The following is a 24,861-nucleotide window of genomic DNA, read 5'->3' on the forward strand; positions in this document are numbered from 1 at the left end:
TCCCGCGTGCTCCGGGCTCACGCTGGGAGGTGAGCCAGGAGCACGCGGGGTGAGCCAGGACGTTGGCTGCGGCCACCGGCGCGGGGACGTCGGCTGCGGACGACGTCGAGCGCCGGGTCAGGCCGACCAGGTGGTGTTCGGCGGCCGCACGTAGTCGATGGTGTGCGGGACGAAGAAGGACAGGTCGTCGGTGATCAGCCCGTCGGACTCGCGGATGCCCAGCCCGGCCGCCTCGCCGTCGACCACCCAGGCACCCAGCACCGGGTGGTGCGGGCCGTCGGGGCCGGCGAAGTCCGGCAGCGGGCTGAGCTGCTGCACGACCCAGCCCTCCGCGCCGTAGCGGCCCCCGAGGGCGGCGAGGGTCTCCCCGCCGGGCGCGATGAGCTCGACGTTGTTGCCCTCGCGGCCGAACAGCGGCTTGCGGGCGAACCCGGTGGCCTCCAGCTCCCGGGCCCGCGGGTCGTCGGCGAAGTACGCCGGCAGCAGGTGCCGGGAGATGACCGGGTCGTGCTCGTAGCGCTGCCACAGCACCGGCAGCAGGCCCTTGTTCGACCAGAGCATCTTCCAGATCGGCTCGACCCACGTCGTCCCGCCGGGCAGCCGGATGTCGGCGATCACCGACGGGCCGTACTCGTCCTGGACCAGCCACTCCCAGGGGTAGAGCTTGAAGACGACGTCCAGCCGGTTGCCCTTGGGGTCGTAGAACCGGGCGTCACCGGTGTCCAGCCCGAGCTCCTCGGTGGTGAGCACGATGGCCTCGTAGCCGGCCCGCTGCACGCAGTCGGACATGTAGGCCACGGTCATCCAGTCCTCGCCGCTGGTGTCGCCCTCGGTCCAGGCCAGGTGCACCTTCGGGCGGCGGCCGTAGTGCGCCTCCCAGCGGGAGAGGTTGCGCGCCCAGGCGGCGACCAGCCGGTCGTCGAGCTGGTTCCACTGGTCCTTGCCCTGACCGGTCTCCAGGTGCCAGGCCCACTGCACGACCGCGGCCTCGACCAGCGACGTCGGGGTGTCGGCGTTGAACTCCAGCAGCTTGGGCGCCCCGGCGCCGTCCCACCACAGGTCGAACCGGCCGTAGACGCTGGGCGGCTCGTACTCCCAGGTGGCCCGGACGACGTCCCGGGCGTCCCGCGGGATGCGCATGCGGTCCAGCAGCCGCTCGTCGGACAGCGCCAGCTCCCCGGCCTCCACGCAGGCGGCGAACAGCTGGTCGGTGGTCTCGGCCAGCCGGTCGATCTCGGCGCCGGTGAAGTCGTAGAAGACGTCCTCGCGCCAGTAGGACCGGCTCTCGCCGCCGGGCAGCGTCGTCTTGTTGTAGACCAGGCCCTGGGACTCGATCTCGGCCTCCCAGCCGAGCCGGGCCTTGCCGTAGAGCCGCCTCACGAGCCGCCGCCGCCTCCGCCGGAGCCGATGCCCCCGGAGATCCGCGTGCCGGAGGTGACCTTCCCGCTGCCGGGCAGGCCGGACCGGGACCGCGCGCTGGAGTCCGAGGGGTTCACCCGGGTGGCCGCGCCGGTGTACTGGTTCGGGATGGTCTGGCCCACCGAGTAGCGGTTGCCGCCGAAGCCGCCGAGCAGGAAGAAGAAGGGCACCCCGCCGACGAACCCGCCGTTGCGCTCGGCCTCCTCGCACTGGTCGTCGTCGACGACCTGGTCCTGCTCGTCGACGCAGTACACCTCGCGGGCGTCGTCGTCCTGGTCGGTGCCGGTGCCGCAGGCGGTCAGCCAGCCCATGGCCGCACCGGTCAGGCTGACCGTGCCGATCACGGCCTTGACCCGGTTGCTCCTCGACGTCGTGCTCACCCGTCTGCGCTCCTCACCTCACCGGCCACCAGAGGCGCGGCTGCCGCCCATGCTGTCGGACCGGTCGGGCGTCTGGCCACCCGGCCCGTCCCATCCTCACAGGTCCTGCCGCCGAGGGGGTGGGGACCCGCCACCGATGACTTCCGCGGGGGCCGGCCGTCTGATCAGCTGAGGGCCCGGTGGGGTCCCGCCCCGCCGGCCCCGGCCGGCCCGTCCCGAGGAGACCTCGTGCGCTACATCTTCGTGAACCTGCCCGTCACCGACCTGGACCGCGCCAAGGACTTCTACGCCGCCCTGGGCTTCGTCAACAACGCCCAGTTCACCGACGACACGGCCGCGGCGATGGTGGTCGAGGAGAACATCGTGGCGATGCTGCTGACCCGGGAGAAGTTCGCGGGCTTCGTGCCCAGCGGCCAGGTGGGCGACCCGTCCCAGGCGCCCACGGTGCTGCTCGCGCTGTCGGCAGGCAGCCGGGCGGAGTGCGACGAGATGCTGGAGAAGGCGCTGGCCGCCGGCGGCAAGCCGTGGCAGCCGGCGCAGGACCACGGCTTCATGTACGGCACCAGCTTCGCCGACCCGGACGGCAACGGCTGGGAGGTCACCTGGATGGACCCCGCGACGATCGCCGGCTGAGCAGCGGAGCGGCGGCCCCGGCCGGCCGGGCGGTGGCTCAGGCGATGAACCGCCAGATCACGAGCGCCACGCCGATGCCCAGGGCCGGCCACGCCAGCGGCTCCTTCTTCTGGACCGCCGTGATCGCGACGATCGCCGGGATGAAGGCGAAGACGATGTAGTCGGTGGTCACCGCGATCAGCACGCAGACGACCACCAGCGCGAGGGCGGCCAGGCTGCTGGTGTTGCGCTTGAGGAAGGTCTGCGGGGCCGCGGGCTCCGGCGTGCCGGCCCAGGGCTGCGCCGAGCCGGCACCCCACTGCTGGTCCGCGGGCCGGGTCGCGTCCCAGGGCGGGGCCGAGGCGACCGGCTGGACGGCGGGCTGCACGTGCTCGCCCCACGACGTGCCGTCCCACCACCGGGTGCCGCCGCTGCCGGCCGGGTCGGGGTACCAGCCGGCGGGGGACGTGGTCATGCGGGCTCCTCGGGGTGGGCGGGCCGGCGCGGCACGGCCGACCCGGACAGCAAGGTAGGTCATCGGCCCCGCTCAGGCGGGGAGGCGGCCCGTCAGGCGGGCAGGACGGCCTCGATGGCGATCCGGACCTCCGGCGCGCCGGGCTCGGTCTGCGGGCGGAACCGGGCGACGACCGAGCCCTGCGGGTCGAGCACGAACTTCTCGAAGTTCCAGGCCACTGGCCCCGCCTCGCCGCCGGCGTCGGGCACCCGGGTGAGCTCGCGGTACAGCGGCGCGGCGCCGTCGCCGTTCACCTCGAGCTTCCCGGTCATCGGGAAGGTGACGCCGTAGGTCGCCGAGCAGAAGGTGCTGATCTCCTCCGCGGTGCCCGGCTCCTGGCCGGCGAACTGGTTGCACGGCACGCCCACCACGGTGAACCCGCGGTCGGCGTACTCCCGCTGCAGCGCCTCGAGCCCGCCGTACTGCGGGGTGAGCCCGCAACGGCTGGCCACGTTCACCACCAGCGCGGCACGCCCACCGGTGAGGGCGCCGAGCGTGGTCGGCTCGCCGTCGAGGGTGGTCAGGGGCAGGGCCAGCAGGTCGGTCAACGGGTCTCCTCGGTGGGGCACGGGGGGGTCCCGGAGTCAACCGCTGCCGTCGGAGGGCTGTTCCCCCAGCGAGGACAGGTCGTCGGGGACGTCGACGGCGTGCGAGCGCAGCGCCGCCAGCGGGACGACGTCCAGCGCCTTGACGTTCGTCGCGGCCAGCACCACACCGGTCGGGACGCCGGCCTCGAGCGCCTGCAGCCAGCGCACGGCGACGACGCACCAGCGGTCGCCGGGGCGCAGGCCGGGGAAGTCGTACTCCGGGCGCGGGGTGGCCAGGTCGTTGCCGAGCTGCCGCTGCATCTCCAGGAACTCCGCGGAGACGACGGCGCAGACGGTGTGGCTGCCCCGGTCGGCCGGGCCGCTGCTGCACGAGCCGTCACGGGTGAAGCCGGTCATCGGGTCGGTCCCGCACGGTTGCAGCGGGCCACCCAGCACGTTGCGTTCCTCACCGGGTGTCTGCACGTGCCGATCATCGCCTCGTCCCGCCCCGGGCGCCCGCTGGGTGGTCCACCTCTGAGTCGCGCGCCACGGACATCACCGGAAGGGTGGGGGAGTGCGAGTACTGGTCACCGGGGCGTCGGGGTTCGTGGGCGGTCGGCTGGCGCCGGCCCTGGAAGAGGCCGGGCACGAGGTGCGGGCGATGACCCGGCACCCCGAGCAGTACTCCGGGGCGGGGACGCCGGTGGCCGGGGACGTCGGCGACGAGGCGTCGCTGCGCACCGCGCTGGAGGGCTGCGACGCCGCCTACTACCTGGTGCACTCGCTGGACTCGGCGGACTTCCAGGAGCGCGACGCCAAGGCGGCCCGCTCGTTCGGCCGGGCCGCCGCCGACGCCGGCGTGCGGCGCATCGTCTACCTCGGCGGGCTCGGCGACGACTCCGACGACCTCTCCGCGCACCTGCGCAGCCGCCGGCAGGTCGAGGAGCTGCTGGCCGAGGGCGGGGTCCCGGTGACCGTGCTCCGGGCCGGCATCGTGGTCGGCCACGGCGGCGTCTCGTGGGAGATGACCCGGCAGCTGGTCGCGCACCTGCCGGCGATGGTCACCCCGCGCTGGGTGCACACCAAGACCCAGCCGATCGCGGTCGCCGACGTCGTCCGCTACCTGGTCGGCGTGCTGGAGGCGCCCGAGGCGGAGGGGCGGGTGCTCGAGGTCGGCGGGCCGGAGGTGCTCGAGTACCTGGAGATGCTCACCCGGGTCGCGGAGATCCAAGGGCGCCGGCTGCTGATCGTGCCGGTGCCGCTGCTCAGCCCCCAGCTGTCCTCCCGCTGGCTGTCGCTGGTCACCAGCGTCGACGTGCAGACCGGCCGGTCGCTGATCGACTCGATGACCAACGAGGTCGTGGTCAAGGACGACGCCATCCGCCGGATCGTGCCCTTCGAGCCGATGCCCTACGACGAGGCGGTGCTCACCGCGCTCGGTGAGCGCGCGAAGGCCCGGCGGGTCGCCGGCGCCCGGAGCTCCCGTTGACCCGGCAGCGACGGCGCCTCGGCGAGGCGCTGATCTCCGACGACCGGCTCAGCCGGCTGCTGGCGGCGGCGCCGTCCTGGCTGGTGGACAAGGTGCCGCGGGACCACCACGAGTCCGACGCCGCCTTCCGCCGCCGGCGGCGGGTGACCGCAGGGGTGTCCGTCGCCGGCGCCGGGCTGCTCGGGGTGTCGCTGTCCCGCAAGCCGGACTCGCCGTCGTTCTACGCGCTCACCCTCGGGGTGGCCGGCACCTGGGTCGCCGGCGGGCTGGCCTCCGGGCCGCTGCACCTGGGCTGGGTGCAGACGCCGAAGGCCACCCTCCGGCGGCCGCTGCTCACCCCGGTGGCGGCCGGAGCCGGTGCGTTCGGGCTGTTCTACGGCGCGGCGCTGGTGGCCAAGCGCATCCCCCCGCTGGAGGCGGCGGTCACCCGGGTGCTCCGCTACGCCCAGCAGGGCAACCCCGGGCTGGTGACGGTGACGACGCTGGCCAACGGGCTGGCCGAGGAGGTCTTCTTCCGCGGGGCGCTGTACGCCGCGGCGGGCGTCGACCACCCGGTGCTGAAGTCCTCGGCGGTCTACACGCTGGCCACGGTGGCCACCCGCAACCCGGCGCTGGTGCTCGCGTCGGTGCCGATGGGCCTGCTGTTCGCGCTGCAGCGGCGGGTCACCGGCGGCATCCAGGCGCCGGCGCTCACCCACCTCACCTGGTCGGTGCTGATGCTGCGCTACCTGCCGCCGCTGTTCGCCGACCGCCCCTCCATCGACGTGGAGCAGCCGGCCGAGCCCTGAGCCCGGTCGTCGACCGGGACCACGCGGCCTCGGCGGCGGACCGCTCGTCCCACCGGCAGGGCTGGACCCCGCTCGTCCCGCGGTGCGGTCCACCGGTCCACCCGCACGGACCGGCGTACCGGACCCGGCGTGGGAGGCCGCGCCGGCCTCGGCACGAGTTCCTCAAGCACCCCGGGCCACGGGCCGATGGTGGACGGGAGGGCCGCGACCGCTGCGGCCCCCGCTGCGCCGGGTCACCGGCCGGCGAGGACGTGCCAGAGGAGACCACCTGTGCCCATCGCGACCGCCGCCGAGGTCACCCGCCTCGCCCGGGTCGACGAGCCGGCCCGCCTGCGCGCGCTGGAGATGCTGGACGTCCTGGGCACGGGCACCGAGGAGCGCTTCGACCGGATCACCCGGATGGCCCAGCAGCTGTTCGGCGTCTCCGCCGCAGCGGTCACCCTGGTCACCGACCGGGTGCAGGTGCACAAGTCCCAACACGGCCCGATGGCGCTCGGGGACGGCCCCCGGGAGACCGCCTTCTGCGACCACACCATCCGCGACACCGAGACCCTCGTCGTCGAGGACGCCACCGCCGACGAGCGCTTCGCCGACTACCCGTCCGTCGTGGGGCCTCCGCACATCCGCTTCTACGCCGGGCACCCGCTCGTGGGCGCCGGCGGGCACCGGGTGGGCGCCCTCTGCCTCGTCGACGAGCGACCGCGGCAGTTCAGCGGGGCGGAGCAGACGCTGCTGGCCGAGCTCGCCTCCTGGGTGCAGCGCGAACTCGACCGCACCGCCGAGCTGGACAGCGCCGCCCGGGTGCAGCAGGCACTGCTGCCCCGCTGCGTGCCCGAGGTGGCCGGTTACGAGGTAGCCGGGATGTGCCTGCCGGCGGGCAGCGTGGGTGGTGACTTCTTCGACTGGTACCACGCCCCGGGGGGCGACCTGGTCCTGACGCTGGCCGACGTGATGGGGAAGGGCCTGCCGGCCTCCATCATCATGGCCACGGTGCGCGCCGTGATGCGCTCCACCACCCGGGACGCCGGTCCCGGGCAGGCGGTCACCGAGGCAGCCGCCACGCTGCACGAGGACCTGGAGCGCTCCGGGCGGATGGTGACCCTCTGCCACGCCCGCCTGGACCGCGAGCGCGGACTGCTCCGGTACGCCGACGCCGGCCACGGCCTCATGCTGCTGGTCCGCGCCGACGGGACGGCGCACCGACCGCAGGCCGGCGGGCTCCCGCTCGGCGTCCTGGCCGACCAGGTCTGGACCGAGGCGGCGGTGCAGCTGGAGCCGGGCGACACCGCGCTGGCGTTCAGCGACGGGCTGCTGGACCTCTACGACGGCACGCTCGACTCCCTCGACCAGATCGCCGAGGTCGTCCGGGACTGCGTCGACGCGACCCACCTCGTCGACCGGTTCACCGTCCTCGCCACGCGCCTCGGCGTCCGGCTCGACGACGTCACCGTGGTGGCCGTCCGGCGCACGTCGTGAGCCGGCACCGCGCGCTGCGCGAGGTCTCCCGGGGGCGCCGCGTGCTCATCCGGGTGCTGGTGCTGCTCACCCTCGTCGCCGGCGTGGACTACCTGGTCTGGCGCTGGCTGGACTCGGTGAACTGGGCGCACTGGTGGATCGCCGTGCCGCTGGCGCTGGCGGAGACCTACAGCCTGGTCGACGCGTTCTTCTTCGGCCTCACCACCTGGCGGATCCGGCAGCGCACGGCAGCCCCACCGGCGCCGCAGGACGCGACCGTCGACGTCTTCGTGACCACGTACGACGAGCCGGTCGACCTCGTCCTCACCACCGCGCGGGCAGCGCTCGCCATCCGTCACCCGCACCGCACGTGGGTGCTCGACGACGGGGCGCGCGAGGAGATGCGCACGGCGGCTCTGGAGGCCGGCGTCGGCTACCTCACCCGCAGCGCCGACTGGGTCGACCGGCCGCGGCACGCCAAGGCCGGGAACCTCAACAACGCGCTGCTGGTCACCGAGGGCGAGTTCCTCCTCGTGCTCGACGCCGACCAGGTGCCCTCGCCGGACATCCTCACCCGGACGCTCGGCTGGTTCGACGACCCGCGCGTCGCCCTGGTGCAGACCCCGCAGTGGTTCAGCAACGTCGCCGGGTCCGACGTGCTGGGCAGCCAGGCGCCGTTGTTCTACGGCCCCATCCAGCAGGGCAAGGACGGCTGGAACGCCGCCTACTTCTGCGGGTCGAACGCCGTCGTCCGGCGCGAGGCGCTCATGCAGCTGGGGATCGTGGGCTACGTCCGCGACGTCGAACGCGGGGTCGCCCGGGCCCTGCGGGCCGCCCGGTCGGTCGTCGCCGGGGCACGCCGCGACGCCGCGGCGCACGGGCCCGCCGTGGCGGCCGCCCTGGACGCCGTCGACGTCGCCGTGGGCCGCGCCCGCTCGGAGCTCGCGTCGGGCCAGCCGGTCTCCGACGTCACCCACCGGTTCCAGCGCCGGGTGGACGCCGCCGGCCGGGACGTGGTCGCCGACGACCTGGCCCGGCTGCACGCCGACCTGGCCGAGATCGCGGCCCTGCCCGCACCCACGGTCGGAGGTGGCACCGCGACCCTCACCGACGACGTGGTGCTCACCCGGCTGGCGCACCGCGACTGGTCGCCGCTGGGCGCCCTGGAGTCGGTGAAGGCGCTGGTCGCCGCGGTCGAGGTGGACCGGGCCGGCGAGGCGCAGCCGGTGATGCCGCTGGCCACCATCTCGGTGACCGAGGACATGGCCACGGCGATGCGGCTGCACGCCCTGGGCTGGCGGTCCGTGTACCACCACGAGGTGCTCGCCCGGGGTCTCGCGCCGGAGAGCCTGGGCGCGATGCTGCAGCAGCGACTGCGCTGGTCCCAGGGCACGCTCCAGGTGATGCTCAAGGAGAACCCGCTGGTGCAGCGGGGGCTCAGCCTGGGACAGCGGCTGATGTACCTGGCCACCATGTGGAGCTACCTGGCCGGGTTCGCCGCCCTCGCCTTCCTGGCCGCCCCGGTGCTCTACCTGGTCGCCGGCGTGCAGCCGGTGGTCAGCTACGGCGACGCGTTCTGGCTGCACCTGGTGCCCTACCTGGTGGCCAGCCAGCTGCTGTTCCGCGTGGTGGGGCAGGGCCTGCGGACCTGGCGTGGTCAGCAGTACAGCCTGGCGCTGTTCCCGCTGTGGATCAGGGCGTGCGTCACCGCCGTGGGCAACGTCCTCTTCGCCCGCGAACTCGGCTTCGTCGTGACGCCGAAGGCCGGCGGCGACGAGGGCCCGACCTGGCGGCTGATCCGGCCGCAGCTGGTGGCGATGACCCTGCTGGTCGTCGCCGCGGTGGTGGGCACGGTCCGGCTGCAGCTGGGCCTGGCCACCGCCGAGGGCACCTACGTCAACCTGGCATGGGTCGCCTACGACCTCCTGGTCCTCAGCATCGTGCTGCGGGCCGCGCGCCACCGCGCACCGCGCTCCCCCGAGAGGACGAGGACATGATCGAGCTGGACACCTCCCAGGCCCACGACGTCGCGGTGCTCCGCCCGCAGGGCCGGCTGACCATGGTGCACGCAGGCGACCTGCGCGCGGCGGTCGACCAGGCCGTCGGCGACGGGCGCACGCACGTGGTCATCGACCTCGGGGACTGCGAGTTCATGGACTCCTCCGGCCTCGGGGCGGTCGTCGGCGGGCTGAAGCAGGCCCGGCAGGCCGGCGGTGACCTGCGCATCGCCGCCTTGCAGCCGCAGGTCATGACCGTCCTGCAGCTCACCAACCTCGACCGCGTCCTGCGCCCCTACGGCAGCGTGCCCGAGGCCCTCCGTGGCGACTGAGACCCGCCACTGCGTCTCCGGCCCGGCCGTACCGGCGTCCCTGGACCTGGTGCACACCCTGCTCGAGGCGGTCTGGTCCGAGCACCCGGACGTGCTCCCCGACGACCGCATGCGCTTCGAGCTCGGCGTCACCGAGATCGCCGGCAACATCATCGAGCACGCAGCAGCGCCGGGCCCGATCGACTTCCGGCTGGCCGTCGAGGTCTTCGCCGACCGGCTGGAGGCGCGCTTCCGCGACGCCGGGCGCCGGGTGGACGTCGACTTCGACGAGGCCACGATGCCCGACGCGATGTCCGAGTCCGGCCGGGGCCTGGCGCTGGTGCTCGCCGTGGTCGACGAGCTCAGCTACCGGCACGACGGCTCGGACAACCACTGGCTGGTCGTGCGTCGGCGTTCGCCCGGCTGAGCCTCCGGGGCGGGTCGTCCGCGGACGGTGTCAGGGGGAGCAGCGCGGCAGGTCGCCGGCCCAGCGCGCCCAGCCGGGCAGGTCGGCGAGGAAGGCGCTGCGCAGCGCCGGGTCGGCGGCAGCCCGCCAGTCGACCTCCGCGTCGACCTCGGGCTCCTGCTTGGCCCACTCGAACCAGTTCACCATCGCCAACCGGGGCAGCGCCTCGTGCAGGCCGGGGTCGAGCACCTGGCGCCACCAGCCCTGCTTGACGTCGAGCTCGTCGGCCGCGCCGGCCCCCGGGACGTAGAGAGCCGCCGTCTCCGGGATGGCGACGGGCTTGTCGAACCCGACGCCGTACACGCCGTGGAAGTCCGGCACGGCGCGCTCGTCGCCACCGGCGCCCAGGTACTCGCCGGTCAGCTGGGCGACCAGCTTGCCGGGCTCGGGCACCTCGTTCTCGCCCCACGGTGCTGCCGCACCCCAGTGGTAGAGCGACATCCCGACCCAGTCGACGGCGTCGGCACCGGGCCAGTACGGCGCGTAGGGGTCGTCCAGCGCGGTGACCGCGCCGTCGCCGTCGGTGTCCAGCGCCGCGGCGTCGGCGCTGCCCGCGGCGGCCTGGTGCGGGCCGCCGGTGAACGGGTACCCGCCGCCGTAGTTGGGCGCCCACATCATCGCCGACCCCGGAGCCGCCGCGTGCACCGCCGCGGCGACCCGCCGGAAGGCGGCGACGTACGCGGCCGGCTGCTGTCCCCAGGCATACCAGGAGCCGTTCATCTCGTGCGCGAGACGGACGACGACGGGCACGCCGGTGCGGTTCCAGCCGTCCAGCTGCTCGGCGAGGGCGGCAGCGACCTGGTCGGTGACCGCGGCCAGGCCACCGACCGGTTCCAGCGTGAGCAGCAGGACCCCGCCGTCGGCGCGGACCTGCTCGACCGCGGCCGCGACGTCGACGCCGTCGGCTGCGCTCATCGGGAACGCGGTGAAGCTGACCGCGACCGCCGGGCGGTGGCCCAGCGCGGTGCCGTACTCGGCCAGCGTCTGGGCGCCCCAGTCGACGTTGGCCCCGACCAGGACGCCGTCGGCCGGCACCAGGTCCGCAGCCGGCAGCGGCGTGCACCCCGGGTCGGCGGTGGCCGCCTCCGGTGCCGTGCACGCCGCCGTCGTGGCGACCAGCGCCAGGCTGAGCAGGAGGGGCAGGGTCGACAGCCGCGCGCGCACCCGGCAACGATCCGACACCGGCCGGTCCGGGGGTGCTCCGACGCGCCGCTGGCGAGCCCGCGGTGGGAGGCTCCGGACGTGAGCGTTGACACGTCGCCGGAGACCCTCTGGTCCCCGACCCCCGAGTCGATCGCCGCGAGCCGGCTCGGGCAGTTCGCCGCCTGGGTGGCCGGCCGGCGCGGTCTCGACCTCGGCAGCCCGCCGGACTACGACGCGGTCTGGCGGTGGTCGGTGGAGCACCTCGACCAGTTCTGGGCCGACGTCGCCACCTTCTTCGACGTGCTGCCCGACGTCCCGGAGGACCGGGTGCTCACGAAGCGGCAGATGCCCGGCGCCGAGTGGTTCCCCGACGCGACGATCAACTACGCCGAGCAAGCGCTGCGGTACGCCACCGAGGACCACCCCGCGCTGGTCGCGGTCGCCGAGGACACCGAACCGGTCGAGGTCTCCTGGGCCACGCTGCGCGGGCAGGTGGGCGCCTTCGCGGCCACCCTGCGGCGGCTCGGCGTCCGGCGCGGCGACCGGGTCGCCGGGTACCTGCCCAACGTGCCGGAGGCCGTGGTCGCCTTCCTCGGCACCGCTGCCATCGGCGCGGTCTGGTCCTCGTGCGCGCCGGACTTCGGCACCCGCAGCGTGCTCGACCGGTTCGCCCAGATCGAGCCGGTCGTGCTCGTCGCCGTCGACGGCTACCGGTTCAACGGCCGGCCGCACGACCGGCGCGACGTGGTCACCGAGCTGCGGGCCGCCCTGCCCAGCGTCCGGACGACGATCGCCGTCCCCCGGCTGCACCCGGACGAGCTGCCGGACGGCGCGCTGTCCTGGGCCGAGGCGGTGGGCGTCCCGGAGGAGCCGGTCTTCGAGGCGCTGCCCTTCGCGGCGCCGCTGTGGATCGTCTACTCCTCCGGCACCACCGGGCTGCCCAAGGGGATCGTGCACGGGCACGGCGGCGTCGTCCTGGAGCAGCGCAAGCAGGCCGGCCTGCACATCGACGTCGGCCCGGGCGACCGGTTCTACTGGTACGCCTCCACCGCCTGGATCATGTGGAACATCGCCACCTCGGCGCTGCTGGCCGGCGCGACGGTGGTCGTGCACGACGGCGCCCCGGCGTACCCGGCGGTCGACGCCCAGTTCGCGCTGGCCGCGCGGACCGGGATCACCTACCTCGGCACCAGCGCCGGGTACCTGTCGGCCTGCGAGAAGGCCGGGGTGCGGCCGGGGGAGGCCCACGACCTGTCCGCGCTCCGGGCGATCGGCTCGACCGGCTCGCCGCTGCCCGCGTCGGCCTACCGGTGGGTGCACGACGCCGTGCGGCCCGACATCCCCCTGGGGTCGCTGTCCGGGGGCACCGACGTGGCGACCGGGTTCATCGGCAGCTCGCCGCTGCTGCCGGTCACCGCCGGTGAGCTGCAGCGGCCGATGCTCGGCGTCGCGGCGGCGTCCTGGGACGAGGAGGGCCGGCCGGTGGTCGGTGAGCTCGGCGAGCTCGTCGTCACCGAGCCGATGCCCTCGATGCCGCTGGGGTTCTGGGGCGACGCCGACGGCTCGCGGTACCGGGAGGCCTACTTCGAGCCGTGGCCCGGGGTGTGGCGGCACGGCGACTGGCTGGAGGTCACCGAGCGCGGCACCTGCCTGATCACCGGCCGGTCGGACTCCACCCTCAACCGCGGCGGGGTGCGGATGGGCACCGCCGACATCTACGCCGCGGTGGAGGCCGTCCCGGCCGTCGTCGACTGCGTCGTGCTCGGCGTCGAGCAGCGGGACGGCGGGTACTGGATGCCGCTGTTCGTCCAGCTGACCCCGGGCACCGAGCTGACCCCGGAGCTGACGGCGGAGATCCGCGCGGCGATCCGGGCGAACGCCAGCCCGCGGCACGTCCCCGACGAGATCACCGTCGTCCCCGGGGTGCCGCACACCCGCACCGGCAAGCGGCTGGAGGTGCCGCTGAAGCGGCTGTTCCAGGGCGTCCCGCCGGAGAAGGCGCTCAACGTCGGCGCCGTCGACGACCCCGCGGTGGTCGAGCACTACGTGCAGCTGGCCCGCGCCCGCCAGGCCGGCCGGTGACCCGGCCTGGCCTCCGTGGGCCGGGTCAGCGCAGCTGCTGGCCGGTCCGGACGCCGGTGAGCAGCAGGTCCCGCTCGAGCTGGCCGACGGCGGCCCGCAGCGGGTCCAGGGCGAGCGCGTGCAGCTGCTCAGGGGTGTGCCGGGCCGAGTGCGTGCCGACGTTCATCGCGCCGAGCACCTCCCCCGCGGGCCCGTGCACCGGGACGGCGATCGCGGTGACGCCCTCCTCCAGCTCCTGGTCCACCAGGCTCCAGCCCCGCTCCCGGGTCTCGGCGACGAGCTCGCGGAGGACGGCCGGGTCGGTGACCGTGCGGGCCGTGCGGGCGACCAGCCGCACCTGGTCCAGGTAGGCGTCCAGCTGCTCGTCGGTGAGCCCGGCCAGCAGCACCCGGCCGTGCGAGGAGGCGTAGGCGGGGAGCCGGGTGCCGATGGTGATGCCGGTGACCATCACCCGGCGGCTGCCCGAGCGGGCGACGTAGACGACGTCCGGCCCGTCCAGGACCGCCACGCTCGCGGTCTCGTGCAGCTCCTCGGACAGCGCGACCAGGTACGGCATCGCCAGCTGGGGAAGCGACAGCGTCGTCAGGTAGGTGAAGCCCAGCTCCAGCACCGTGGGCCGCAGCCGGAACCGCCGGTCGGTGACCGCCACGTAGCCCAGGTCGACGAAGGTGAGCAGGAACCGGCGGGCGGCCGCGCGGGTCATCCCGGTGCGCCGGGCGATCTCGCTGAGGGTGAGCTCCGGCTCCGCGGCGGAGAACGCCTTGATCACCGCCAGGCCCCGCTCGAGGGACTGCACGAAGTAGTCGCCCCGCGGGGCCGCGCCGTCGACCGGCCCGTCGGCCGCGGTGCCGGCTGCCTCGTCCATCGGTCCCCGATCCTGCGTCCGTGGTGCCCGCGCCGGGCGACGACGTCGGCCGGCGTTCCGTCCCGCGTCCCGTCCGGGACGCTACCCGGCGGCCCGGGTGACGATCAGCTCCCCGCGGTCGGCGTCCACCCGCACCCAGTCGCCGGTGCGGACGGCGGTGAGCGGGTCGTCGTCCAGGTCGGTGATCGCCGGCACCCGGGTGACGACGACGCCCAGCGCGATCTTGGTGTTCATGGTGGTGAAGACCATCGCCGCCGGTGCGGTGCCCATCAGCCGGGACATGTGGAACATGCCCGACCACCCGGACGACCCCTTGGCGCCCGGGAAGACCAGCACCTTGCCAGCGAAGGACTGGCCGACCAGCTCGTGCCGCAATTCGATGACCCGGCCGCGGCGGGGCTCGACGCCGCCCCAGCCGGACAGGGCCTCGCTGGTGACCAGCGCCTCGCCCTCGGCGATGCCGCCGACCAGGCCGCGGCCGTGCAGGGTGCGGGTGCTCATCGCAGCACCCCCTGCCAGCGGCCGGTGACCGCGGCGTCGACGCAGTCCTGCAGGGTGCCGAAGTACCCCTGCACGTCCATGATCGCCGGCAGGTAGTGCACCTGCTTGGCCGAGTCGGTGGCGATCACCCGGGTGCCCTTGGGCAGGAACTGGCCGATCGCCGGGCAGGTGTCGCTCATCAGCCGGGCGCCGGCGGCCTCGAGGGCCCGGGCGTAGCCGTTCTGCTCGGCGACCTCGCGCAGCGCCCGCGGGGTGAAGACCCACAGCTCGCTCTCGGCGTGCACCCGGCGGCCCTCGAGCAGCCGGACGACGTCGCGGATCTGGCCGAGGGTGGCGTGCGGGCAGCCGATCATCACCAGGTCCACGTGCTCGTCGCGGCCGGTGGAGTTCAGGTGCTCGTAGGTCTGCCGGCGCTCCGCCGGCCCGTAGGACAGCCGCTCGACCGGCGGGGCGGCGGCGAAGGCCTCCTCGACGGTGCGCGCCTCGGCCGTGATCCCCGGGACGTGGTACAGCTCGACCCCGCCGGAGGAGGCCGCGGCCGCCCCGAAGTGCTTGAGCTTGACCAGGTCCGGGGTGGCGGTGATGCCGTCGAGCACCGGCACGCCCTCGGCCACCTGCTCGCCGATCCAGTACCCGAGCAGGCCCCAGTCGAGGGTGTCCACCACGGGGACCCCGACGTCGACGAGGTGGCTGCCGAAGCGGTTCTCGGGGAGGTGGTAGCCCCAGTAGGGGATCTTGCCGGTCAGCATGGCGGCGCCGGTGCTCTCCCGGCCCTCCACGTTGGTGCGCGCCCCGAGCACGGAGTTGACGTACACGACCGCCGAGGACTCCATCCAGGCGCAGTGCTCGCCCTTCACCGGCACGTTGCCCACCTGGTAGGGGGTGCAGGTGTTCATCAGGTGGATGCCGTGCTCGGCGCTGTAGGCCTCGCTGGCCACCACGGCGTCCCGCTCCTCGACCGAGACGCCCTGCACCTCCCAGTTGCGGGTGTCCATCGGCCCGATGAGCTGGTAGCTCTGGGCGCGCACCGGCGGGATGGGCAGCGGGACGGCGGCGTCCAGGCTGTGCTCGGAGAACGCCGCGTCCGGGCCGGGGGAGCCGCAGACCATGGTGTGCCGGGAGCCGAAGAGGTTGGCGCCGCACACGTTGTCGGTGTCGACCAGCCGCTCCGCGCCCAGCACCTCGCCGTAACGGACCAGCAGGTCCATCGCGGCCTGCACCGCCTCGCCCTGCTCGCCGTCGAGCATCGCCTGCTCGTCAGGTGCCAGTCTCATGCGCCGTCTCCTCCACCCAGGTACGCGCCGTCCTTCTCCAGCCGCCGCTGCAGCTCCGGGACGTCGATGTCGCCGACGGCGACCCCGGCGCCCAGCGCCAGGTCGGCGGCCACGCCGGCCGCCTGGCCCATCTCGAAGCACGGCCCGGTCACCCGGGCGCTGGACTGCCCCTCGTGGGTCATCGACGCGCACCGCCCGGCGACGTAGGTGTTGGTCAGCAGCTGCGGCACGATCATCCGGAACGGCAGCTGGTTGTAGCCCCGGTTGTCCGCGCCGCGCTGCCAGCGCAGCTCGACGTCCCCGGCCACGTGCGCCTCGACCGGCCAGCCGTTCACGCCGATCGAGTCCTCGAAGTCGACGCAGTCCAGGATGTCGTCCTCGGTGACCTGGTAGGCGCCGATGATCCGGCGGGTCTCCCGGATGCCGATGGACGGCGCGATGTCGACCACGTACGAGTCCGCGAAGCCGGGCACCGACTCCTGGAAGAACGGGAAGACGTCGCGCACCTGGCGGCGGCCCTGCAGCTCGCCGCGGCTGAGCTGCCGCACGTCGGTGCCGTCGATCGCGCTGCCGTCGGGGTTGCTCAGCTGGGTGATGTTCGCCCGCCACTCCAGCGGGTTGCGCTGCGGCCGGACGATCGGTCGCTTGCGCGGGAAGCGGTACCGGCCGGAGCGCTCGGCCTCCTCCATCAGCGCCGGGATCTCGCGCTGGGCGCCGACGGCGGCCGCGGCGTCCACGCCGTTCACCCGGAACATCAGCGACGGGTAGAGCATCCCGTGCGCCGGGTCGGTCTTCTCGTACGGTGCCCCCGCCCAGGCGGCCAGGTCGCCGTCGCCGGAGCAGTCGATGAACACCTCACCGGTGATCGCGCCCCGGCCGGACTTGGACTCGACCAGCAGCGCCCCGACGGTGTGCTCGTCGCGCATCAGCACGCCGACGCCGAGGGCGTGGAAGAGGACGTCGACGCCGGACTCGACCATCAGGTCGTCGAGGGCGATCTTGTAGGCGGAGATGTCGTAGGCCTGGGCCATGATCCGGTCGGCGAAGCTCAGGTGCGGCGGGTTGAGCCCGCCCAGCCGGTCGACCCGCTCGAGGATCTCGTCGGCCAGCCCGTGCACGACCTGCCGGTGCTCGCCGTGCACGTTGGCGTGCAGCCCGCAGAACGTGCTCAGCCCGCCGGCGCTGCCCGCGCCGCCGCTGTAGCCGTAGCGCTCGACCAGCACGGTGGACCGCCCGGAGCGGGCCGCGGCCACGGCCGCGGTGACCCCGGCCGGGCCGCCGCCGACCACGACGACCTCGTAGGAGCCCAGCACCGGGGTGCTCCGGGCCGGCTCGTCCAGCGACTGGGGGGTCGGGTTCACGGGGTGCTCGTCTCCTGGGGAGGGGAGCCGGCGGGGACGCCGGTCCGGGCGTGCGGGGAGGGGGTCAGGACGGCGCCCGCCGCGACCGGCGAGACCAGCTGCCGGTAGATCGACAGCCAGCCGGTGTCCGGCTGGACCTGGGTCCGCTCGGCCCAGACGGCGGCGCGGCGGGCCAGCTCGTCGGCGGGCACCTCCAGGTCGACGGCCCGGCGGACCAGGTCGATGACGATCGGGTCGCCGTCCTCGACCAGCGCGAGCGGACCGCCGACGGCGGCCTCCGGGGAGACCTCGCCGACGACGGTGCCGGTGTTCACCAGGCCGGACATCTGCCCGTCGGTGACCAGCGCGACGGTCTCGCCGAGCCCGGCGCCGTCCAGGGCGAAGACCAGTGCGGACCCGAGGGCCATCCCGGGCCCGCCCACCGGGCCGAGCCCGCCGAGCACGACCACGTGCCCGGGGCGGATCTCGCCGGCGGCCAGCCCGGCCAGCGCCTCGTCGCGGGTGCCGTAGCAGAGCGCGGTGCCGCGGAAGACCTGCTCGCCGGTGTCGTGCACCGGCCGCTTGACCACGGCGCCGCCCGGGGCGAGCGAGCCGTGCACGATGACGATGCTCGGCCGGTCCCCGAACGCCCGGTCCACCGGGCGGACGACCTCGGGGTCGGCCACGGTGACGCCGGCCAGGGCGTCGCCGAGCGTGCCGCCGGCCACGGTGGGCGCGGAGAGGTCGAGCAGGCCGGCCAGTTGGCTCATCACCGCGAGGGTGCCCCCGGCGGCCTCGAGGTCCTCGATCGAGTCCGGGCCGTTGGGGCGCACCGAGCACAGCAGCGGCACCCGGTCGGCGAGCTCGGCGAACAGCCCGGGCACGTCGACGTCGCAGCCGGCCTCGTGCGCGATGGCCTGCAGGTGCTTGATGCTGTTCACCGAGGCGCTGGTGGCCAGCATGACCGTCACCGCGTTGGCGAACGCCGCGGGCGTGAGCACCTGCCGGGGCCGGAGCTCCTCGGTCACCAGCTCCACGATCCGGGCGCCGGCCCGCGCGACGCCGTCCCACATGGCCGGGCTGTTGGCCAGCACCGGGGTGGTGCCCGGCAGCGCCATCCCGAGCGCCTCGCACGCCATGTGCATGGAGTTCGCGGTGCCCATGCCGGCGCAGACGCCGGGACCGCGGATCGCGTTGTCGCTCATCCCGGTGAGGTGCTCCAGCGACATCCGGCCGGCGGCGACGTGCCCGGCGGCCAGGAACACCTCCTCGATGTCGACGTGCTCGCCGGCGTAGCGACCGCTGGGCTGGTAGCCGCAGCCGACGATGATCGTCGGGATGTCCAGCCGGGCCGCGGCCATCACCTGGCCGGGCGCGGTCTTGTCGCAGGACGCCAGGCACACCATCCCGTCGAGCTGGGCGCCCTCGACCGCGACCTCGATGTCGTTCACGATGAGGTCGCGGCTGGGCAGGATGTAGCGCCCGTCCCGGCCGGCGCTGGTGATGAAGTCGCTCGGTGCCGCGGTGCGCACCTCGAACGGCACGCCGCCGGCCGCGCGGATGGCCTCCTCCAGCGGGCCGACGACGTCGTCGAGGTGGCTGAAGCAGATCGCCAGCTTCGAGGAGGAGTTGACGATCGCGATCTTCGGCTTCGTCATGTCCTCCTCGGAGATGCCCAGCGCCCGCCACTGCGCCCGGCGGACCGCCCAGCGCGAACTGCCGACCGCCAGGTTGCTGCGCAGGGCGACCTGCTCCGCCGTCACTGCTGGCCCGCGACCGAGTCGTGCCAGGGGATGACCAGCCGCTTGGTGGTGGTGACCGCCAGGTAGAGCAGCGACCCCATCAGGGCGAGCAGGATGATCACCGCGAACAGCTGCGGCGCGTCCAGGGCGTTGAGGCTGGAGACCACCAGGTGGCCCAGGCCCTCGCTGCCGCCCAGGTACTCCCCGACGATGGCGCCGATGACGGCGAAGACGATCGCCACCTCCGCACCGGCGAAGACGTAGGGCAGCGTGCTGGGCAGCTCCAGGTTGCGGAAGGTCGCCCACTTGCTGGCACCCAGGCCGCGCATCACGTCGCGGTGGCCGCGGTCGACCGACCGGACGCCGAGCATCACGTTCAGCATGATCGGGAAGAAGGCCAGGATCGCGGCCATGATGATCTTCGATGTCGTGCCGAAGCCGAACCAGATGACGAAGATCGGGATGAACGCGACCTTCGGCACCACCTGGAAGGCCACCATCGCCGGCTGGACGGCCCGCTCGAGCCAGACGACCCGGCCGAGCACCGCCCCGATCGCCACGCCGGCGACGAGCGCGACGGCGAAGCCGATGAGCACCTCGGTCAGCGTGATCCAGATGTCGTGGTAGACCGCCGAGCCCGACAGCAGCTCGACCAGCGAGTCCCACACCGCGGCGGGCGAGGGGAGGATGAACTCCGACACCCCGACGACGGAGACGGCGAACTGCCAGCTGCCCAGCAGCAGGAGCAGCAGGATGGGGCTGCTGATCCACGGCAGCACCTTCATCAGCCGCTCGCGGTCACCGAACAGGCCCCGCCGGGCACCCGTCGGGCTGTCCTTGCGCACGTTCTCGTCGACTGCGGTCATCACTCCTCCTCGTCCAGCTCGCTGCGCAGGACGCGGACGACGTCCTGGAACTCCTGGCTGGTCTCCGTGATCAGCGATCGGGGTCGGCCCAGGCCGACCGGGGTGATGGACCGGATCCGGCCCGGCCGCGGGGTCAGCAGCACCACGCGGTCGGCGAGGAACACCGCCTCGGGGATCGAGTGCGTCACGAAGACGACGGTGGCGCCGGCCTGGGCGTGGATGTTCTGCAGCTCCAGGTTCATCTTGTCGCGGGTCAGCGCGTCCAGGGCGCCGAACGGCTCGTCCATCAGCAGGATGGTCGGGTCGTAGCTCAGCGCCCGGGCGATCGCCGCGCGCTGCCGCATGCCGCCGGAGAGCTCCCGCGGGTAGGCCTTCTCGAACCCGGGGAGGCCGACCAGCTGGCAGAGCTCGGTGGCCCGGGCCAGCCGCGCCTTCTTGCCCATCCCGCGCAGCTTCAGCGGCAGCGAGACGTTCTCCGCGACGGTGTACCAGGGGAACAGGTTGGCGTCCTGGAAGACCAGGCCGAACTGCTTGAAGGCCTCGTCGTTGCGCTTGCCGTTGCGCCAGATGCTCGCCCCGTCGGCCTCGACGGTGCCCGAGGTGGGGGCGAGCAGGCCGGAGAGGATCCGCAGCAGCGTCGTCTTGCCGCACCCGGACCGGCCGACCAGCGAGATGAACTCGCCGCGGCCGATGGTCAGGTTGACGTTGCTGAGCGCGTGCACCTCCCCCTGGCGGGCCTGGTAGGTCTTGTCCACGTCGACCAGCCGGAGCTGTGCGGGCCTGTCTCCGGCGGGGCCGACGTCGGTCACGCCGGGCCGCGCGGCGGGCTCAGCACCCACCGGCACGGTCGCCGGACGGTCGTCGAGCCGGTCGGCGTCGGTGGCGCCGTGGTGGGTCAGGGCGGCGTGGGTCCCCGTGCCGGGGGCCGGGGTGGTTCCGGGCAGTGACGACATCAGTTGCTCCCAGGGAGGAAGTCGTTGGAGTACCACTCGGACGGGTCCAGACCGTCCTCGATGAAGCCGGAGTCCACCATCTCCTGGTAGACCGCTTCCCACTGCTCGGGCACCGTCGCGCCGATCTGGTCCTCACCGGCGGCGGTCCACGACTCGACGTAGACCGACAGGCTCTCCTTCGCGATCTCCGGGGTCTGCAGGGCCGGGATGTCGACGGAGGAGAGGCACTCGAGCGTCTCGGTGAAGCCGTTGGCCTCGTCGGCGATGATGAACTTCAGCGTCTCGTCGATGGCCGCGAGGTACTTGCGGAGCTGCTCCTGCTTCTCCGGGTCCTCGGTCTGCTCCTGCGAGGTCACGTAGACCTGGCCGCCGCTGGAGATGGCGTCGTTCGGGGCGTAGACGACCGCGTCGGGCTGCTGCTGCTCCAGGGCGACCGCGGTGTCCAGCGAGACGATGTAGCCGCCGATGCGGCCGGAGGACACCAGGTCGAACACGCCCGGGGCCAGGCCGACCACCTGGGTCTGCACCTCGTCCGGGTCGATGCCGGCCGAGGCCGCGACCAGCTTGAGCAGGATCTCGCTGGTGCCGCCCTCCGACGGGGTGCCCATCAGGCGCCCCTCGAGGTCCTCGGCGCTCTCCAGCGGGTCGTTCTTGCCGGAGATGAAGCGGATGGTGCCCTGCTTGGTGGGCTGCCCGACGTTGACCAGCGGCGCGTTGCGCTCGGCGACGGCCAGCTGGGTCTCCAGGTCACCGACGCGGGTGATCAGCGCCGAGCCGGCGAGCACGGTCTGGATGGCCTGCGCCGACCCCTGGGTGGTCTCGAAGCTGACGTCCAGCCCCTGCTCCTCGAAGTAGCCGCAGTTGTCGGCGACGAGCTCGGGGGCGAAGGACAGGCTTTCCAGCGGCAGGATGTTCAGGAAGGTGACCTCCTGGACCTCGCCGCTGCCGCCGGAGCCCTCGCTCCCGGACGCCGCGGGTTCCTCGGCGTCGGAGCCGCCGCAGGCTGCCAGCAGCACCCCCGCGAGGCAGAGCGCGAGCGGGCCGCGGGCCGCTCGGACCGGGGACCGTCGCGATGCTGCTCGGCGGCTGGTCCGGGTGCCTGCGTTCATGGACGTTCTCCTCGGGGTCGTGCGGATGGGTGGGTGGGAGCTGTGCGGTCGTCCGGTGGTGACCGGTCGATCCACGGTGAGTCGACGTGCGCGACGACCACGGCGCACCGGCCCTCGGCGAGGGCGGCCAGGCCGCGGGCGAGCGCCGGGGCCAGCTCGGCCGTGGTGGTGACGTCCTCGCCGTGCGCGCCGCAGGCGCCGGCCAGCAGGGCGGCGTCCGGCGGCTCGGGGAAGAGCGTCCCGACGACGTCCCCGCTGCGGGCGGACGCGCCGTCGGGGAAGAGGTCGAAGACCGGGCGCCGGCTTGCCGCGTAGCCGCCGTTGGCCAGCACCACGGTCAGGAACGGCGTCCCGGCGTCCCGGGCGGTGAGCAGCGTGGCGGTGGGGCCGGAGAAGACGAAGGTGCCGTCGCCCACGACCGCCACGACCCGGCGGTCGGGGGCGGCCAGCCGCGCGCCGATCGCGCCCGGCATCGCCCAGCCGAGGCCGGAGCCACCGCACTGGAAGGTGGTGCCCGGCAGGGTGCGGGCCAGCCCGGTGCGGACGGCCTCGATGTTGGTGACCGTCTCGTCGAGCACCAGGTCCTCGGGGTCGAGCAGCTCGTCGAGGGCCCGCACGACCGCGGCGGGGGTCATCCCGGCGGGGACCGGCGGCGGCGGGACGGCGGCCGGCAGCGCGCGGGGGGCCAGCACGCCGGTCGACGCGAGCCGCTCCAGCTCGTCGGCGAGGGCGCGCAGCCCGAGCAGCGGGTCGGACTGCAGCGCCAGGTCGACCGGGAAGTCCCAGCCGGGCATGGACAACTTGACCGGGTCGGCGTCCAGCTGGACGACGGTCGCCGTCGCCGGCGGGGCCGCCTGCGCGGGCACCCACGGCACGTCGCAGTCGACGACCAGGACGACGTCGGCGGCCCGCAGCAGCTCGGCGCTGCGCCGGGTGTCGGGCACGTAGCAGGGGTGGTCGGAGGGGAGGTTGACCCGCTCCCGCCGGTCCAGCACCGGGGCGCCGAGCAGCTCGGCCACCCGGGCCAGCTCGGCGACGGCCGCGACGTCGCGGCCGACCCGGCTGGTGACCACGACCGGGCGGGCGCCGCGGACCAGCACCGCCGCCGCCTCGGCCAGCGCCACCGGGTCGGGCGCCGTCCGGGCCGGGACCGCCCGCCGCGGCGCGGGGGCCGGCGGACCGGTCACCGTCTCCATCAGGACCTCGCGGCCGACGGTGACGTACACCGGGCCCGGCGGGGTGGCGCTGGCGGCCTGGAAGGCGCGGGCCAGCTGCTCGGGGACGGTGGCGGCGCTGTACAGGTCCGTGGACCACTTGACGTAGGCCCGGACGATGCCGGCCTGGTCGGGGACGTCCTGCATCCAGTGCACGACGGTGTCCCGCCCGCCCGGCACCTGCCCGTGGGTGGTGCGCGGGGTCAGCCCGGCGATCACCACGACGCCGGCCTCGGCCCGGGCGGCGTTGTGCAGCATGGCGCCGAGGTTCTGGGTGCCGACGTCGACGTGGACCATCACCACCTGGGGGCGCCCGGTCACCGCGAAGTGGGCGTGCGCGGCGGCCAGGGCGACGGCCTCGTGGCGGCAGAGCACCACCCGCGGGGTGGGCAGGCCCGCCTCACGCAGCGCGGCGACGGCCTCCTGGACCGGGGCGGTGTCGGTGCCGGGGTTCAGGTAGACGACCTCGACGCCGTGCCGGACGAGGGCGGAGACCAGCGCCTCGGCCGCGTTGCCGGCCAGCCGGGGGGCCGGTGCGCCGGTCGTGGCCACGTCCGGACGGCTCGGGGGAGCGTCCAGGGGCACGTGCGGCAGAGCGCTCACGGTGTCTCCCGGGGGTGGACGGCGGTGTCCTGACGGGTGGTGCGGCCAGTGGGGTCCGGATGGATGTTCGCCATACGAACAGCTGTGCTGGTACCGCACATGTTAGCGGGGTCACAGGGTCGCCTGTCAACGCCAGGGACGAAAGACCGGCGAGGGACGCGCCGGTCGAGGGCGCACGGGCCCGGTCGGGCGGCCCGGTGGTGGTGCCGGCGGACATGGGGCGCCCGGGGGACGCCGGGGGCCACCGGGGACGCAGGAGTCGGGACCACCCCACCGGCGGGCCGATCGACGACCCGGCCGAGGAGCTCGCCGACGGGATGTGGGACAACGCCGACTCCGGCCGCCGCCGATCAGGTGGCGGACCAGTCGTCGGTGGCGTCCGCCGTGGACCGGAGCCCCGTCCGCTCAGGCGCCCTTCGAGCGCGGGGTGCGGTCGTGCTCACCGGCCTGGAGGGTCAGCGTGCCTCGAGGACGAAGAAGAGGAAGCACACGAACGCGGTCCGGTCACGCAGGTGCTCCGGCAGGAGATCGCGAGGCGTGTCCGCGGCATGGGGCGGCTCGCTGATCACCGAGATCTGGAAGCCGGCCTCGGTGAACGCGTCGGACATGGCGTGCAACGGGCGGTGCCAGTACGTCAGGACGGCTTCCTGGCCGTCGAAGGTGAACTCCTCCGAGTACCGGGTGACGTCGAAGTACGTGCTGCCTCCGTAGTTGACCAGGTAGACGCTGGGGTGGGGCACCGACAGGATGACCCGCCCTCCCGGCCGCAGGACGCGCCGCAGCTCCCGCAGCGGGGCGACCCAGTCCTGGAGGTAGTGCAGGACCAACGAGGCCACGACGTCGTCGAACGCGTCGTCGTCGAAGGGCAGCGGTGCGCCGAGGTCGGCGACGTGGAGATCCGCGTCGGCCCCGAGGCGCTGCCGGGCGAGCCCGACCATCTCGCGGCTGGCGTCGAAGGCGGTCACGACCGCCCCCTTCTCCTGCAACGCAGCGGTCAGGGGGCCCGAGCCGCAGCCGGCATCCAGCACCCGGCGCCCGTCGACGTCCCCGGCGAGGCGGACCATCGCCGGCCGCTCGTAGTAGTGGTTGTGGAGGCTGGCGTCGTTCTCGCTGGCGTACGCCGCTGCGAAGGTGTCGTAGTCGCTGGTCGTCACGGGGATCCATTCCTCGGAGGAGACGTGGGGCAGGGGACCCGCCGGACTGATCACGAA

Annotated in this window: 24 protein-coding genes; 8 read left to right on the forward strand and 16 right to left on the reverse strand. The window is 74.1% G+C overall.

Features of this window, described 5'->3' with window-relative positions:
• Window positions 1–117: 117 nt before the first annotated feature.
• Both HL054_RS11870 and HL054_RS11875 read right to left on the reverse strand, forming a co-directional pair.
• Window positions 118–1,380: a glutathionylspermidine synthase family protein gene (locus tag HL054_RS11870; RefSeq protein ID WP_369139213.1), complete on the reverse strand. Its 1,263-nt coding sequence runs from the start codon at window positions 1,378–1,380 to the stop codon at window positions 118–120.
• On the reverse strand, window positions 1,377–1,799 hold the full coding sequence (locus HL054_RS11875; protein ID WP_369139214.1) for a hypothetical protein: 423 nt from the start codon (window positions 1,797–1,799) through the stop codon (window positions 1,377–1,379). The genes HL054_RS11870 and HL054_RS11875 overlap by 4 nt, the downstream gene beginning before the upstream one ends.
• Window positions 1,800–2,027: 228 nt before the next feature.
• Between HL054_RS11875 and HL054_RS11880 the strand changes: the two genes are divergently transcribed.
• Window positions 2,028–2,432, forward strand: a complete 405-nt coding sequence (locus tag HL054_RS11880) for a VOC family protein (protein ID WP_369139215.1) — start codon at window positions 2,028–2,030, stop codon at window positions 2,430–2,432.
• 37 nt (window positions 2,433–2,469) lie between these two features.
• Here the strand turns inward: HL054_RS11880 and HL054_RS11885 are convergent, their stop codons facing one another.
• The 3 genes from HL054_RS11885 to HL054_RS11895 form a co-directional block, all read right to left on the reverse strand.
• Entirely contained in the window at window positions 2,470–2,886 is a 417-nt protein-coding gene (locus HL054_RS11885) for a DUF2510 domain-containing protein (protein WP_369139216.1), read from the reverse strand.
• A gap of 92 nt (window positions 2,887–2,978) precedes the next feature.
• On the reverse strand, window positions 2,979–3,473 hold the full coding sequence (locus tag HL054_RS11890) for a glutathione peroxidase (RefSeq protein WP_369139217.1): 495 nt from the start codon (window positions 3,471–3,473) through the stop codon (window positions 2,979–2,981).
• A 36-nt stretch (window positions 3,474–3,509) separates the two neighbouring features.
• A complete protein-coding gene (locus HL054_RS11895) occupies window positions 3,510–3,935 on the reverse strand; it encodes a DUF2237 family protein (RefSeq protein WP_369139218.1) in 426 nt (141 codons plus the stop codon).
• Between the two features lie 91 nt (window positions 3,936–4,026).
• Here HL054_RS11895 and HL054_RS11900 point away from each other — a divergent pair, with 91 nt between their 5' ends.
• The 6 genes from HL054_RS11900 to HL054_RS11925 all read left to right on the forward strand — a co-directional run bounded on the left by HL054_RS11900 (window position 4,027) and on the right by HL054_RS11925 (window position 9,919).
• The gene (locus tag HL054_RS11900) at window positions 4,027–4,941 is read left to right on the forward strand and encodes an NAD(P)H-binding protein (RefSeq protein ID WP_369139219.1); all 915 of its coding nucleotides are present in this window, start codon (window positions 4,027–4,029) and stop codon (window positions 4,939–4,941) included.
• On the forward strand, window positions 4,938–5,729 hold the full coding sequence (locus tag HL054_RS11905) for a CPBP family intramembrane glutamic endopeptidase (RefSeq protein ID WP_369139220.1): 792 nt from the start codon (window positions 4,938–4,940) through the stop codon (window positions 5,727–5,729). Before HL054_RS11900 ends, HL054_RS11905 begins: the two co-directional genes overlap by 4 nt.
• A 270-nt stretch (window positions 5,730–5,999) precedes the next feature.
• Window positions 6,000–7,205 carry a PP2C family protein-serine/threonine phosphatase gene (locus tag HL054_RS11910; protein WP_369139221.1) on the forward strand — a complete coding sequence of 402 codons (1,206 nt, stop codon included), beginning with the start codon at window positions 6,000–6,002 and terminating at the stop codon, window positions 7,203–7,205.
• Complete coding sequence (locus tag HL054_RS11915; RefSeq protein ID WP_369139222.1) at window positions 7,202–9,181, forward strand: glycosyltransferase family 2 protein; 1,980 nt, start codon at window positions 7,202–7,204, stop codon at window positions 9,179–9,181. Before HL054_RS11910 ends, HL054_RS11915 begins: the two co-directional genes overlap by 4 nt.
• On the forward strand, window positions 9,178–9,513 hold the full coding sequence (locus HL054_RS11920) for an STAS domain-containing protein (RefSeq protein WP_369139223.1): 336 nt from the start codon (window positions 9,178–9,180) through the stop codon (window positions 9,511–9,513). The genes HL054_RS11915 and HL054_RS11920 overlap by 4 nt, the downstream gene beginning before the upstream one ends.
• Window positions 9,503–9,919 (forward strand): ATP-binding protein, encoded by a 417-nt coding sequence (locus tag HL054_RS11925; RefSeq protein WP_369139224.1) that lies wholly within the window; start codon window positions 9,503–9,505, stop codon window positions 9,917–9,919. Before HL054_RS11920 ends, HL054_RS11925 begins: the two co-directional genes overlap by 11 nt.
• 30 nt (window positions 9,920–9,949) lie before the next feature.
• On the opposite strand, the gene HL054_RS11930 is transcribed toward HL054_RS11925, so the two are convergent.
• Window positions 9,950–11,122, reverse strand: coding sequence for a glycosyl hydrolase (locus tag HL054_RS11930; RefSeq protein ID WP_369139225.1), 1,173 nt, complete (start codon window positions 11,120–11,122; stop codon window positions 9,950–9,952).
• A 78-nt stretch (window positions 11,123–11,200) separates the two neighbouring features.
• On the opposite strand from HL054_RS11930, the gene HL054_RS11935 reads away from it, so the two are divergent.
• Window positions 11,201–13,183 carry an acetoacetate--CoA ligase gene (locus tag HL054_RS11935; RefSeq protein WP_369139226.1) on the forward strand — a complete coding sequence of 661 codons (1,983 nt, stop codon included), beginning with the start codon at window positions 11,201–11,203 and terminating at the stop codon, window positions 13,181–13,183.
• A 25-nt stretch (window positions 13,184–13,208) separates the two neighbouring features.
• Here the strand turns inward: HL054_RS11935 and HL054_RS11940 are convergent, their stop codons facing one another.
• The 10 genes from HL054_RS11940 to HL054_RS11985 all read right to left on the reverse strand — a co-directional run bounded on the left by HL054_RS11940 (window position 13,209) and on the right by HL054_RS11985 (window position 24,804).
• On the reverse strand, window positions 13,209–14,048 hold the full coding sequence (locus HL054_RS11940) for an IclR family transcriptional regulator domain-containing protein (protein ID WP_369139227.1): 840 nt from the start codon (window positions 14,046–14,048) through the stop codon (window positions 13,209–13,211).
• Between the two features lie 81 nt (window positions 14,049–14,129).
• Entirely contained in the window at window positions 14,130–14,549 is a 420-nt protein-coding gene (locus tag HL054_RS11945; RefSeq protein WP_369139228.1) for an aconitase X swivel domain-containing protein, read from the reverse strand.
• Complete coding sequence (locus HL054_RS11950; protein WP_369139229.1) at window positions 14,546–15,823, reverse strand: aconitase X; 1,278 nt, start codon at window positions 15,821–15,823, stop codon at window positions 14,546–14,548. Before HL054_RS11950 ends, HL054_RS11945 begins: the two co-directional genes overlap by 4 nt.
• Window positions 15,820–17,184 carry an FAD-dependent oxidoreductase gene (locus HL054_RS11955; protein WP_369139230.1) on the reverse strand — a complete coding sequence of 455 codons (1,365 nt, stop codon included), beginning with the start codon at window positions 17,182–17,184 and terminating at the stop codon, window positions 15,820–15,822. The genes HL054_RS11950 and HL054_RS11955 overlap by 4 nt, the downstream gene beginning before the upstream one ends.
• On the reverse strand, window positions 17,181–18,926 hold the full coding sequence (ilvD, locus tag HL054_RS11960; RefSeq protein ID WP_369139231.1) for a dihydroxy-acid dehydratase: 1,746 nt from the start codon (window positions 18,924–18,926) through the stop codon (window positions 17,181–17,183). The genes HL054_RS11955 and ilvD overlap by 4 nt, the downstream gene beginning before the upstream one ends.
• Complete coding sequence (locus tag HL054_RS11965; RefSeq protein ID WP_369139232.1) at window positions 18,923–19,771, reverse strand: ABC transporter permease; 849 nt, start codon at window positions 19,769–19,771, stop codon at window positions 18,923–18,925. Before HL054_RS11965 ends, ilvD begins: the two co-directional genes overlap by 4 nt.
• Window positions 19,771–20,724 (reverse strand): ABC transporter ATP-binding protein, encoded by a 954-nt coding sequence (locus tag HL054_RS11970; protein ID WP_369139233.1) that lies wholly within the window; start codon window positions 20,722–20,724, stop codon window positions 19,771–19,773. Before HL054_RS11970 ends, HL054_RS11965 begins: the two co-directional genes overlap by 1 nt.
• Window positions 20,724–21,740 (reverse strand): ABC transporter substrate-binding protein, encoded by a 1,017-nt coding sequence (locus tag HL054_RS11975; protein ID WP_369139234.1) that lies wholly within the window; start codon window positions 21,738–21,740, stop codon window positions 20,724–20,726. Before HL054_RS11975 ends, HL054_RS11970 begins: the two co-directional genes overlap by 1 nt.
• 89 nt (window positions 21,741–21,829) lie before the next feature.
• On the reverse strand, window positions 21,830–23,650 hold the full coding sequence (locus tag HL054_RS11980; RefSeq protein ID WP_369139235.1) for a thiamine pyrophosphate-requiring protein: 1,821 nt from the start codon (window positions 23,648–23,650) through the stop codon (window positions 21,830–21,832).
• 455 nt (window positions 23,651–24,105) lie between these two features.
• Window positions 24,106–24,804, reverse strand: a complete 699-nt coding sequence (locus tag HL054_RS11985) for a class I SAM-dependent methyltransferase (protein WP_369139236.1) — start codon at window positions 24,802–24,804, stop codon at window positions 24,106–24,108.
• Window positions 24,805–24,861: the final 57 nt, after the last annotated feature.

It is taken from the genome of Modestobacter versicolor (assembly GCF_041028285.1).
Taxonomy (GTDB): domain Bacteria; phylum Actinomycetota; class Actinomycetes; order Mycobacteriales; family Geodermatophilaceae; genus Modestobacter; species Modestobacter versicolor_A.